This window comes from Streptomyces katrae (genome assembly GCF_000966975.1).
Taxonomy (GTDB): Bacteria; Actinomycetota; Actinomycetes; order Streptomycetales; family Streptomycetaceae; genus Streptomyces; species Streptomyces katrae.
Window position 1 is genome coordinate 1 of sequence record NZ_JZWV01000730.1, and the last position, 10,776, is coordinate 10,776.

Below are 10,776 nucleotides of genomic sequence, written 5' to 3' on the forward strand. Positions count from 1 at the left end.
CACCGGCCCCACGCCGGTCCCGGGCGGGGGGCGTGTTCGGCCGTTTCCCGGAATCCCTCCTTCACAGGTCACGACGACGGAGGCGACTGCGGGCTGCACTCATGCGCTCACGAACGGTGACGAGAAATGGCGGTACGAACGGGCGTTCCCGCATCGGATGGGCAAGACTCGCGTCCGCTATCCGCAACGCCGACCCGAGGAGTGTTCGAAATGCGGTCCATCACCAGGTGTCTGGGACTGGCTTCCGGAGCAATGGCGCTCACCGCCCTCACCGCCCTGGCCGGGACCGGAGCCGCCGACGCGGCACCGACCGGGACACAGACCCTGTACGCCCCCTCCGCGCTCGTCGTCAGCGTGACGGCCGGTCAGGACGCCGCCGCCGGGACCGTGCTGCGCGCGGTGACCCTCGTGTGCGCGCCCCGCCCGGGCGGCACGCACCCCTCCCCGGCCGCGGCCTGCGCCGAGCTGAAGGCGAACGCCGCCTCGCTGGACGCGCTCGCCGCCCCCCGCCCCGACTCCGCCTGCACCCGGGAGTGGAACCCGGTGACGGTCACCGCGGACGGGGTGTGGCAGGGCCGCCGGATGAGCTGGACCTACACCTTCGGCAACCCCTGCGGGCTGCGCAGCAGCAGCGGCGTCCTCTTCGGCATCTGAGACCCCCCGCGGGCGGGTGACACCCCCGCGGGCCGGCCGGGCGGCGCCGCCGACCGCCGCCCGGCCCCCTCGGCCCCGGCCCGTCAGCCCAGTTCGAGGCTGGTGACCCCGTACAGCCCGGACAGGTCCAGCTCGGGCGCCGGGCCGGTGTACATACGGGCCGTCTCGAAGGCCGGGACCAGCCCCAGCCCGGTCGCCACGGCGGCCGCGGCCGGGTTCACGCCGGGCACGTCCACCGCCACCTCCCCGCCGGGGGCGTGCCCGGCGAGCCGCCTCACCAGGGCGGCGGCCACCTCCGGCGTCGCCGCGTACAGGGGCCCGATCCGCGCGGCACCGCTGCAGGGGCGGATCACCCCGAGACCTTCGAGCCGCCCGTCGCGGACGGCGGCGAGGGCGGTGCGGCCGGGCAGGCCGGTCCAGGCGGACAGGAAGGCGTCGCGCGCCTCGGGGAAGAAGGCCCGGTCGTAGGCGGCGAGCGCGGCGAAGGGCAGGGAGGCCGCGTCCACGATCTCCACCGCGGAGTCCTCGCCGGGCCGCGGGACGCCCTCGTAGCGCATGTTCGTCCAGGCGGAACGGAACCCGGATTTGCGGTAGTTGTCCTGCTGCTCGACCACCCCGTCCAGGCCGACGAGCCGCCCCTTGAGGCGTTCCGTCCCGGCCCGCCACAGCTGGATCCCGTAGCCCTGGCCGCGCACGTCGGGGCGGGCGATGTAGAAACCGATGAACCCGAAGCCGCTGCCGTAGCGCACGGCGGAGATGCAGGCGACCGGCTCCCCGTCGAGCCGGCCGACGAGGAAGCCCTCCGGGTCGGCGACCGCGAAGGCGAAGCGGTCGCTGTCCCCCGGGTTCCAGCCCTCCTCATCGGCCCAGGTGCGCAGCATCTCCATGTCGGCGGCGCTCGCGCCGGTGATCTCGAAACGTGTCATGCCGGCTGTTCTACCCCGGAAATCACCCCGCGCAGATCACGTCGTCGAGGGTGATCGGACGGGAGTCCGTGCGGACGTAGGCGGTGAAGGTGTCGGTGACCCCGGAGGCCCAGGTGGTGGTGACCGTGGCCCAGCCGACGAACGCGGACGGCGCGGCGGTGGCCTGGCCGACGGTGATGGACTCCGGGGTGCCCGGACGGCAGAGCAGGACGTCGGTCTCCGGGCTGTGCGCCTGTTTGTCCTTGAGCAGCTGCGAGACCCGCTGGGCCCGGTCCTGTTCCGAGGGGCCGTGGCTGCCGTAGAAGGTCCGCAGGAAGCGGGTGATCTCCTCCGTGGTGTGCCTCTGGTACCAGCGGGGCTGCGGATCGTCCGGGATGTGCCTCTGGTGCCGGTGGGGATGCGGATCGGCGAGGGCGGCCGCCGGTGCCGACGACGCGACCAGGGGGATCAGGGCGGACACGGCGGCGAGCAGCAGGGCGCCGGAGCGGTGCGGGGTGAGCGTCATGTCCGGTATGTAACCGGCGGCCCGGCCGGTCTGCCGGGGGCGCGGCCGGTTCTCACTCCGCTGGGCGTGGAGATTCACCGCAGAAACGCCCCTCCGCTTGCGCCGACCGGCTCCGGCTGCTTCGCCGTCACGTCCTGGGGACGGAATTCGTTCGCGGGCCGGGCGGGTCCTGTCTAGGGTCGGCGCATGGGGAAGCAGCTTGTCGCAGTGTTCAGCGGGGCCGGTATGTCCACCGACTCCGGGATTCCGGACTACCGGGGGCCGCAGGGCCTGTGGCGGCGCGATCCGGAGGCCGAGAAGCTCGTGACGTACGAGTACTACATGGCCGATCCGGAGGTCCGCCGCCGCTCCTGGCTCATGCGCGCCGAGATCGGGGCCCTCGGGGCCCGGCCCAACGCGGCGCACACCGCCGTGGCGGAACTGGAGCGGGCGGGCACCCCGGTGCGGGTGATCACGCAGAACGTGGACGGGCTGCACCAGCTCGCGGGGATGCCCGAGCGGAAGGTGTTCGAGCTGCACGGGACGGCCCGGTCGGTGGTGTGCACCGGCTGCCGTGCCCGCTCGGGGATGGACGAGGCCCTGGCCCGGGTCGCCGCCGGAGAGCCCGATCCGGCCTGTCCGGCCTGCGGGGGCATCCTCAAGGCGGCGACCGTGATGTTCGGGGAACGGCTGGATCCCGAGGTGCTCGCGCGGGCGGTGGCCGTGGCCAAGGGCTGCCAGGTCTTCATCGCCGTCGGGACGACCCTCCAGGTACAGCCCGCGGCCTCCCTCGCCGGGATGGCGGCCGAGGCCGGGGCACGGCTGATCATCGTGAACGCGGAGGAGACTCCGTACGACTCCCTCGCCGCCGAGGTGATCCGCGAACCGATCGGCACCGCCCTCCCGGCCCTGCTGGCCCGGTTCGCCTAGACGCTCCCTTCTTCCTCCGGGGCCCCGCCCCCGTCGGCGGCCCGGCGCATGGCCGCCACGTCGAGTTTCTTCATCTTCAGCATCGCGGCGGTGGCGCGGGCCGCCCGGCCCGGGTCCGGGTCGCTGATCAGGTCGATGGCACCCGGCGGGATGACCTGCCAGGAGACCCCGAACCTGTCCTTGACCCAGCCGCAGGCCGACTCCTGCCCGCCGTCGCCGGTGAGCGCGGCGTAGTAGTGGTCCGCCTCGGCCTCGTCCGAGCAGTGGATCTGGAACGAGATGGCCTCGGTGAAGGGGAACTGGGGGCCGCCGTTGAGTCCGATGAACCTCTGGCCGTTGATCTCGAACTCGACGACCATCACCTCGCCGGCCGGGCCCGGGCCCGCCTCGGTGTAGCGGGCGGTGCGCAGGATCCGGCCGTCCTCGAAGACGGACAGGTAGTAGTCGGCGGCGGCCTCCGCGTCGCCGTCGAACCACAGGCACGTGGTGAAGCCCTTGCTGGTCATGTCCGCTGCCTCCGGGCGGTGGGGGTGAGGGGAGGCCGGCCGGCCTCCCCTCACATACGGACCGGCCCCGCGCCCCGAACTCATCGGTGGGCGCGGGGCCGGTCCGTCATTTCACCCGTTCGGGCTATCCGCTACTTGCCGAGCATCCGGTCGACGACCCGCTCCGCGGCGTGGCCGTCGTCCAGGTCGCAGAACTCGGCGCGGAACGCCGCCCGTGCCTCGGCGAACCGGGCGGCCACCGCGTCGGCGTCGCGGACGGCCTCGATCAGGCTCGCGGAGTCCTTCAGCAGCGGGCCGGGGGCCTTCTCCTCCAGGTCGAAGGTGAAGCCGCGCAGGGTGTCGCGGTAGTGCTCCAGGTCGTACGTGAACAGCAGGATCGGCTTGTCCGTCAGCGCGAAGTCGAAGACCGCGGAGGAGTAGTCCGAGATCAGTACGTCGGCGACGAGCAGCAGGTCCGTGGTGTCGGGCCAGCGGGACACGTCCAGGACGAACCCGTCGCGCACGCCGTCGCGGAGCTGCTCGCCCACCAGGTGGTGGCCGCGGACGAGCAGGACGTGGTCCTCGCCGAGCTCGCGGCGGGCCGCGTCCAGGTCGATCTGCAGGTCGAGCTTGTAGCCGCCGCTCCAGCCCTCGCGGTTCTCGCGCCAGGTCGGCAGGTACAGGACGACCTTCTTGCCCTCGGGCAGGCCGAGCCGGCGGCGGACCTCGGCGATCCGTTCCGCGTCGGGACGCACCAGCGCGTCGGTGCGGGGGCTGCCGGACTCGATGACCTCGCCCTCGTAGCCGAGGGCCCGCTTGAGGATGGGCGTGGCGTACGAGCTCGGGGAGGCGAGCAGCGTCCACTGGGCGCTGTCGTGCGCCAGCCCCTCCAGCACCTCGGGGCTGGTGTAGTAGTCGTGGACGTAGTCGTAGCCGATCTGCTTGAGCGGCGTTCCGTGCCAGGTCTGGACGACGGTCTGGCCCGGGCGTCGGCGGAAGAACCTCGGCACGCTGTCGTTGACCACGTAGTAGCGGGCGCGGGCCAGGACCTCCCAGGCCTCCAGGCTGTCGTACTGGACGGCGCGGGCGGTCGGCGGGACCTCGGCGCGGCCGTCGCGGACCAGCCAGACGTGGTCCAGCTTCTCGCCCCGGCGCAGCAGTTCCTCGTGGATGGCGCGGGGCGCGTCGCCCGCGCCGTTGCCGCCGAAGGTGTCGTAGACGGCGAGGTCCTTGACCGGGAGCCGGCGCTGCGCCGGGTAGGTCTCGTCGCGGGCGACGCGCTGGGCGTAGCGGGAGCGGTCGTGCGGGCTCAGCAGCGGGTCGCTGACCAGCGCCATCCGGTCGTGGAAGCGGGCCTCGACGCGCATGCGGCGGCCGAGGACGGTGACCGGGTGGGGTCCGGTGTTCAGCGCGGGTGCGATGAGCTGGACCGGGGCGCCGCGGTCGACGCCGAGCAGGCCCGCGGTGGTGCCGCCCTGGCTCGCCGGGCGCAGCGTGGGCCACCAGCGGCCCTGCGGGAGGGTGGTGCGGCCGGCGTAGGCCTCGGGGAGCACGGGCTCGAAGGAGGCTTCGAAGCGGTCCCCGTCGCGGGTGACGGGGTAGCTGAACTCGGTGCCGTACTGGTCGTGCAGCACGAGCTCGTACGGCTCGTCGGCGCTGCCGGCGGGGGCGTGGAAGGTGCCGCGCAGGGTCAGCGTGCCGTTCTCGGCGGAGACGGTGTCGACGAGCGGCGGGGAGGGCTGGACGGACAGGACGAGGTGGCCGCTCTTGGCGCGCTTGGCGAAGACGGCGAGGTCCGTGCCCTCGGCGGGGAGCGGTACGGAGCGGTACGGCCAGGCCGGTGAAGCCGCCGCGTTCGTCGTGGACGAGGGGGTGGCGGGTGCCGTCGGCGCGGACCACGGTCAGGGTCCAGGCCTCGGGGGTCCATTCGCCGGGCTGCCGCACGGCGGGCGCGACGGCGCCGAGTCCGGCGAGCGGGACGACGGCGGTGAAGGGGACGCGGCCGCCGGCCGGGGCGGTGCCCAGGGTGAGCGGGACGTCCAGGACGGAGCCGCTGGCGGCGTGCTCGGCGCGCAGGGTGACGCCCTCGCCGGCCCCGGGGGCCCGGGGGCCAGCTCGCCGGTCAGCTCGACGGCGTCGTCGCCGCTGGGGCGGACGTCCAGGACGCGGGCGCGGACGACCTCGACCTGGACGGTGAGGGCGCCGGCGACGGTCGGCAGGACGCGGACGTCGGGGGTGACCCAGTGGGCGGGCGGGTTCATCCCGCTGTCGTGCTCACCGCCCTTGAGGCGGGCCCGGTGCAGACCGCCGGGGCCGGTGACGGCGATCGAGGTGGTCCATATCCCCTCGCGCCACTTGCCGCCCGTCTGGAAGACCGTGGGGTCGACGACGGCGGTGAACCCGGCCCAGTCGGCGTGCCGCAGGGCGAGGTGCGGGGAGTTCACGGTGGCCATCGGGGAGGCCACGGTGCGGGTGGGGACGACCGTGCGGCGGCGCTTGCCCTGCTCGCGGAAGACCAGCATCTTGCGGGAGCCCAGGCGGCTCTCGGCGCCCATGTGCCCGGGGAGGGCGTAGCCGCGCAGCAGCAGCTTGCCATCGCTCCAGGCGGCCTGCTCCAGCCGGCTGACGACGCGGCGCTCGCGCGGGCCGAGGGTCAGCAGCTTGGGCGGGACGGGTGCCTTGAGGAAGGGGTAGTCGGCCTGCGGGCGGGCGAGGCCCTTGACCGGCACGCTGTAGCTGAAGTCGCGCTGGTGGTGCAGGAGTCCGATGAACTCCTCGACGCGGCCCTCGCGGGCCAGGTACGCCTTGAGGCGGTCGGCGACGGTGAGGTCGCTCCAGGGTTCGGTGCCGATCTCCCGGATGAGGCCGCCGACCTCCTTGACGAAGGCGGCGCGGAAGTCGTCGCCGCCCTCGGCGACGTACTTGTAGATGAGCGGGAGTTCCTCGCTGAGCACGTTGTGGTCGTAGTCGCGCAGGTAGCGGGCGTACTTCTCGCCGGTCTTGCCGAGCAGGGCCTCGCGGACCAGGCGTACGGAGGTCACGCGGTCGATCACGGAGACCGGGTCGGTGGAGCGCTGGGTGATGGAGCGCTCTCCGGTCTCGCGGACGCGCCAGTGGTAGACACAGTCGCTGATCACGTCGACGCTCTTGGCGAAGTAGTGCGCGGGGATGCTGACGGGGGCGTCCTCGTAGAGGATGCCCTCGGGGTACTGGAACCCGTGCTCCTCCCAGAATCCGCGGCGGTAGACCTTGTTCCACGCGGTGCGGTCGGTGACCAGCGCCGGGAACTTGGAGATGTGGGTCTTCAGCCGGGTGTTCGCGAACGCGACGCGGTGGCCCCAGGACTGCTGCATGCCGACGGAGCGGAAGCGCTTGACGTTGCCGGCGGCGAAATCGGAGCCGCTCTCGTCGAGGGCGTCGATCAGCTTCTGGTAGGCGTCCGCGGGCATGGTGTCGTCGCTGTCGACGAAGGCCAGGTACTCGCTGTCCGGCGAAGCGTGGCGGAAGCCGACGTTCCGCGCGGCACCGAGGCCGGCGTTCTCCTGGAGGACCACTCGGAAGCGCTTGTCACGCTCAGCGAAGGCCTTGGCGATGACGGCACTGCTGTCCGTGGACCCGTCGTCGACGATGACGACTTCGAAGTCGTCGAACGTCTGAGCTGCAAGGGATTCCAGGCACTCGTCGAGGTAGAGCTCGACGTTGTAGGAGGGCACGACGATGCTCAGGCGCGGGGGCATGGGTGACGGGTTCTCCAGCGTTTTTATCTTTGTCGACCGGGTTGATGATCAGCCAATTACAGCATCTTACTCTGTAACAGGATGATAAAGCTGGCCCAATCTCGGACATTTCGCTCGGCCCGCCGGGGCGGACGGCAAAGATTTCCGCCGCCCGCCACCGTGCCGTCACGGCCCTCCGCGGGCCGCCGCCGCAGCCGTCAGACCTCCAGGCTCTCCTCGATCTTCTTCAGTTGGTGGCGCGCCATGGCCAGATTGGCCCTGCCGCGGTCGAGGGCGAGGTAGAGGAAGAAGCCCTCGCTGTTGCGGCCCTTCAACAGCCTGATCAGGTGGTACTGGCTGCCGAGAGTGATCAGGATGTCCTCGATCTCGTCCTTCAGACCGAGCATCTCCATGGTGCGCACCTTGGCCCGCACCACGTCCGTGTTGCCGGCCGCGGCGACCGTCAGGTCCAGGTCCTTGCCGCCGCCGACGTGGCCGAGGGCCATGCCGCTGCCGTAGTCGACGAGGGCCGCGCCGATCGCGCCCTCGATGGTGGTGGTGGCTTCCTTGAGGGCGGTTTCCACGTTGACCATGAGGCTTCCTTTGCAGTCGTTTGCGTTTGGCTTGTTCTGTCGGTTCCGCCGGGAGCGGTCACGTGTGGTCCGCCGCCGGCGCCTCGGGGCCGGACCGGCGGCCCAGGCTGTGCTCTATGAGCTCGGTGATCCGGACGCTGGAGCGGCGCGCCTCCAGGTGGAGACGGCCGACGTTGACGCGCGGCTCGGCGATCAGGGTGAGGACGGCCGCCTCGCCCGCGGCGTACGTGGCGACGTAGCCGTGCTCGCCGCGGACGAGCAGTTCACGGAATCCGCCCTGGCCGGTGCAGTCGCTCAGCCGCTGGGCCACGCCGAGGGCGGCGGCGGTCAGGGCGGCGACGGACTCGGCCTCGGTGGCGGCGCTGTCCTGGGCCAGGACCAGGCCGTCGGCGCTGGCGGCGAGGGCCCCGCTGAGCTGGGGGACCCGGGCCCGCAGCCGGCGGAGCTCGGCGAGTATCTCGGCTTCGGCCTCGGCGGGCACCATCGCGGTGTTCATATCGGCCTTCCTCCCTTCGGGCGGCCTCCGCTCGGAACGGTCGGCTCGCAGAACCGGTCGCAGCGGGAGCCTCACAGGCTTGCCTCCAGTGCGTCGCGTAACCGGCGGAGCAGCGCCACGTCCGGGGATTGGGCCTGGGTCATCCAGTCGGGCAGGGGTGCGGCCGGCGGCGGGGCCGGCCGGGTGTGCGGGGTCTCGACCAGCCCGGCGGCCGCCAGTCTTCGTACGTCGAGCAGGGTGTGGAAGGCGGGCCGGCCCAGCACCCACGCCAGGTCGGCGGGGGTCCGTACGCCGTCCGCCCGGGCGAGCAGCGCCCGCTGCCGGGCGGTGACGATCTGCCCCGGCGCGGCCGGCCGGGGCACGACCGGGGCGGTGTCGAGCTGCGGGTACGGCCACACGGCGTCGAGCAGCTCGCGGCGGCGGCGGGTCTCCCGCTCCACGGCGGCGGCCGGGACGGAGCGCATGGAGCCGATCCAGTGGGTGGCGCCGCGGCGGAAGCGGGAGGGGCCGCTGCCCGGGGAGAGGGCGAAGAAGGCGGCGTCGAATATCGCGGCCAGGTGGCAGATCTCCATCTCCCCGCCGGCCAGGCCCCCGCTGTCCACGAGGAACCGGGCGACCTGCCGGGTGGCCCCGGCTTCGCTGAGGGCCTCGTTCCAGCGCTCGGGCGCCAGGCCCCCGCCGGTGGTGAGCAGCACGTCCAGTCCCGGGGTGGAGGGGCTCTCGGCGTGCACGATGCGGCCGTCCTCCAGGAAGAGGGTGCCGCGGTCGCGCAGCAGGGCGCCGGTGGCCCGCTCGGCGGCGAGCCGGGTCAGCAGCGGGGAGACGGCGGCGAGGCCCGGTACGGGAACGGAGGTCACCGGAGCACCAGCCCTTCGGCGAGGGTGCGGAGTCTGAGCCGGGCCAGTGCGAGGTTGCCCTCGGCGCGGTCGAGCCAGAGGTGGAGGAAGACGCTGCTGTCGAAGCTGGTCTCGACGAAGCGGAGCACGTGGTAGCCGGTCCGGGTGGTGACGATCAGGTCCTCGACGGGCAGGCCCGCGGGCCCGCCCGTCGAGCCCGCGGGGCCCGGCGCGGCCGGCGGGGCCGCGGGGGCGGGCTGGGCGAAGGACTCGTACTCGGCGGCCGCCCGGGCCAGCTCGGCGGTCTCGGCGGCGGTGGTCTCGTGGTCGCCGACGGGGGACTCCCCGGCGGTGCCGAGGGCCAGTCCGCTGCTCCAGTCGACCAGCGCGGCCCCCCGGGCACCCGGCAGGGCCATGGCTTCGAGCAGGCATTCGTCGATCCCGGGCACGCGGGCTCCCCTCCCGGCCGAACGTGCTGGGCGCACGGTCGTCGTACGGCGTGACAGGAGGGAACTTACTCAAGTTCCACACTGTGGAAGGGGGTTCTGGCATTTTCCGCTGGAACATGCGCGGTCCTGCACGGCACCTTGGCCGGAACCCGTCCGTTTTTGATCAAGACTGTCATCGGTGCGGACGTGGCGGTCAGTCCGCGGGCCGGGCCGGGAGCAGCCGTTCCACCAGCACCCCGAGGAGGGGCTCCACCGGGTGGGCGTCGAGCAGGGCGGGAACGGTGAGGTCGTCCACGATCAGGCCCTGCATGGCGAAGTAGAGCAGCTCCACGCCCTGCCGGTCGCCGGGCAGGCCCGCCTCCAGGTGCCCGGCGATGTTGGGCTCCAGCTCGGCGGCCAGGAACGCGGAGAGCTCCTCCTGGAGTTCGGGTCTGCGGGTGGCCTCCAGACGCAGCTCCAGGACGGCCGTCTGGATGCTGGGTTCTCGCCGCAGCCGGCCGAGGAGCCGGCGGAGCAGCTCCACGGTGTCGAGGGGGCCGGCCGTCTCGGCCGGGTCCGGGGCGAGGCGTTCGCGGGTGCGGCGCAGGATCTGCGACAGCAGCTGGCCGCGGTGGGCGAAGTAGTTGGAGGCGGTGCCGGTGGGGACCCCGGCCTCCTTGTCCACGGCCCGCAGGGTCAGGCCCCGGGAACCCTCGCGGGCCAGGACCTCGATGGCTGCGTCGAGCAGCGCGGCCCGGCGTTCCGGATTCTGGCGCATGGGCGGTCCCTGGGGTCTGGCGAGCGGCTGGGTGGGAGCACTGCGCCCGCAGTGCTCCGAACACGCTAGCGGACCTGCCCGCTCCGGGCCCTCCCCACCGCCCCCTCCCCCGTGTCACCCTGCCCGTCATGGAGCGGATCGTCGAGGAGATACGCGAGGACCTCGGCCGCCGGATCGCCCTGGCGGCGGACCGGCTCGCCGACCGGACCCTGGCCGAGGACCCCGCCTACGCCGCCCCGCTCGGCCGGGCCGCGGTGCGCGAGCGGATGCGCGAGACCCTGCACCGGACCGTCGAGGGGCTGGTCAGCGCCTCCCGGGGGGAGCCGGTCGAGGTGGCGGACGCCCGGGCCGCCGGAGCGCTGCGGGCCGGGCAGGGGCTGCCGCTGGACCCCCTGCGGCGCACCTACCGGTACGGCGGACGGCTGGTGTGGCAGTGCCTGACCGAGGCGG

Annotated in this window: 13 protein-coding genes; 3 read left to right on the forward strand and 10 right to left on the reverse strand. The window is 73.2% G+C overall.

Going from position 1 to position 10,776, the window contains the following annotated elements:
* Window positions 1–210: 210 nt before the first annotated feature.
* Window positions 211–654 carry a subtilase-type protease inhibitor gene (locus tag VR44_RS25290; RefSeq protein WP_045949896.1) on the forward strand — a complete coding sequence of 148 codons (444 nt, stop codon included), beginning with the start codon at window positions 211–213 and terminating at the stop codon, window positions 652–654.
* A gap of 83 nt (window positions 655–737) precedes the next feature.
* On the opposite strand, the gene VR44_RS25295 is transcribed toward VR44_RS25290, so the two are convergent.
* Window positions 738–1,580, reverse strand: coding sequence for a GNAT family N-acetyltransferase (locus tag VR44_RS25295; RefSeq protein WP_045949897.1), 843 nt, complete (start codon window positions 1,578–1,580; stop codon window positions 738–740).
* Window positions 1,581–1,602: 22 nt separating this feature from the next.
* Window positions 1,603–2,085, reverse strand: a complete 483-nt coding sequence (locus VR44_RS25300) for a hypothetical protein (protein WP_045949905.1) — start codon at window positions 2,083–2,085, stop codon at window positions 1,603–1,605.
* Window positions 2,086–2,271: 186 nt separating this feature from the next.
* Between VR44_RS25300 and VR44_RS25305 the strand changes: the two genes are divergently transcribed.
* The gene (locus tag VR44_RS25305; protein WP_045949898.1) at window positions 2,272–2,994 is read left to right on the forward strand and encodes an SIR2 family NAD-dependent protein deacylase; all 723 of its coding nucleotides are present in this window, start codon (window positions 2,272–2,274) and stop codon (window positions 2,992–2,994) included.
* Here VR44_RS25305 and VR44_RS25310 read toward each other — a convergent pair.
* From VR44_RS25310 to VR44_RS25345, 8 genes are all read right to left on the reverse strand, one after another.
* A complete protein-coding gene (locus VR44_RS25310; RefSeq protein WP_045949899.1) occupies window positions 2,991–3,500 on the reverse strand; it encodes a VOC family protein in 510 nt (169 codons plus the stop codon). The two genes, VR44_RS25305 and VR44_RS25310, sit on opposite strands and share 4 nt — an antisense overlap.
* 131 nt (window positions 3,501–3,631) lie before the next feature.
* Window positions 3,632–5,113: a CDP-glycerol glycerophosphotransferase family protein gene (locus VR44_RS42935; protein WP_052713817.1), complete on the reverse strand. Its 1,482-nt coding sequence runs from the start codon at window positions 5,111–5,113 to the stop codon at window positions 3,632–3,634.
* 267 nt (window positions 5,114–5,380) lie between these two features.
* Window positions 5,381–7,216: a glycosyltransferase family 2 protein gene (locus tag VR44_RS42945; protein ID WP_052713819.1), complete on the reverse strand. Its 1,836-nt coding sequence runs from the start codon at window positions 7,214–7,216 to the stop codon at window positions 5,381–5,383.
* Window positions 7,217–7,413: 197 nt separating this feature from the next.
* Entirely contained in the window at window positions 7,414–7,788 is a 375-nt protein-coding gene (locus VR44_RS25325) for a hypothetical protein (RefSeq protein WP_045949900.1), read from the reverse strand.
* 58 nt (window positions 7,789–7,846) lie between these two features.
* A complete protein-coding gene (locus VR44_RS25330) occupies window positions 7,847–8,284 on the reverse strand; it encodes a roadblock/LC7 domain-containing protein (protein ID WP_245692189.1) in 438 nt (145 codons plus the stop codon).
* Window positions 8,285–8,355: 71 nt separating this feature from the next.
* A complete protein-coding gene (locus VR44_RS25335) occupies window positions 8,356–9,141 on the reverse strand; it encodes a hypothetical protein (RefSeq protein WP_045949901.1) in 786 nt (261 codons plus the stop codon).
* Window positions 9,138–9,569, reverse strand: coding sequence for a hypothetical protein (locus tag VR44_RS25340; RefSeq protein ID WP_045949902.1), 432 nt, complete (start codon window positions 9,567–9,569; stop codon window positions 9,138–9,140). Before VR44_RS25340 ends, VR44_RS25335 begins: the two co-directional genes overlap by 4 nt.
* Window positions 9,570–9,762: 193 nt before the next feature.
* The gene (locus VR44_RS25345) at window positions 9,763–10,326 is read right to left on the reverse strand and encodes a TetR/AcrR family transcriptional regulator (RefSeq protein WP_045949903.1); all 564 of its coding nucleotides are present in this window, start codon (window positions 10,324–10,326) and stop codon (window positions 9,763–9,765) included.
* 128 nt (window positions 10,327–10,454) lie between these two features.
* Between VR44_RS25345 and VR44_RS25350 the strand changes: the two genes are divergently transcribed.
* Window positions 10,455–10,776 (forward strand): RsbRD N-terminal domain-containing protein (locus VR44_RS25350; RefSeq protein ID WP_045949904.1); only part of this gene is annotated, 322 nt, incomplete at its 3' end.

What these genes read in the sequence shown, in the direction of transcription:
- VR44_RS25290 (WP_045949896.1), top strand. Translation starts at nt 211, where the DNA reads ATGCGGTCCATCACCAGGTGTCTGGGACTGGCTTCCGGAGCAATGGCG.
- VR44_RS25295 (WP_045949897.1), bottom strand. Translation starts at nt 1,580, where the DNA reads ATGACACGTTTCGAGATCACCGGCGCGAGCGCCGCCGACATGGAGATG.
- VR44_RS25300 (WP_045949905.1), bottom strand. Translation starts at nt 2,085, where the DNA reads ATGACGCTCACCCCGCACCGCTCCGGCGCCCTGCTGCTCGCCGCCGTG.
- VR44_RS25305 (WP_045949898.1), top strand. Translation starts at nt 2,272, where the DNA reads ATGGGGAAGCAGCTTGTCGCAGTGTTCAGCGGGGCCGGTATGTCCACC.
- VR44_RS25310 (WP_045949899.1), bottom strand. Translation starts at nt 3,500, where the DNA reads ATGACCAGCAAGGGCTTCACCACGTGCCTGTGGTTCGACGGCGACGCG.
- VR44_RS42945 (WP_052713819.1), bottom strand. Translation starts at nt 7,216, where the DNA reads ATGCCCCCGCGCCTGAGCATCGTCGTGCCCTCCTACAACGTCGAGCTC.
- VR44_RS25325 (WP_045949900.1), bottom strand. Translation starts at nt 7,788, where the DNA reads ATGGTCAACGTGGAAACCGCCCTCAAGGAAGCCACCACCACCATCGAG.
- VR44_RS25330 (WP_245692189.1), bottom strand. Translation starts at nt 8,284, where the DNA reads ATGAACACCGCGATGGTGCCCGCCGAGGCCGAAGCCGAGATACTCGCC.
- VR44_RS25345 (WP_045949903.1), bottom strand. Translation starts at nt 10,326, where the DNA reads ATGCGCCAGAATCCGGAACGCCGGGCCGCGCTGCTCGACGCAGCCATC.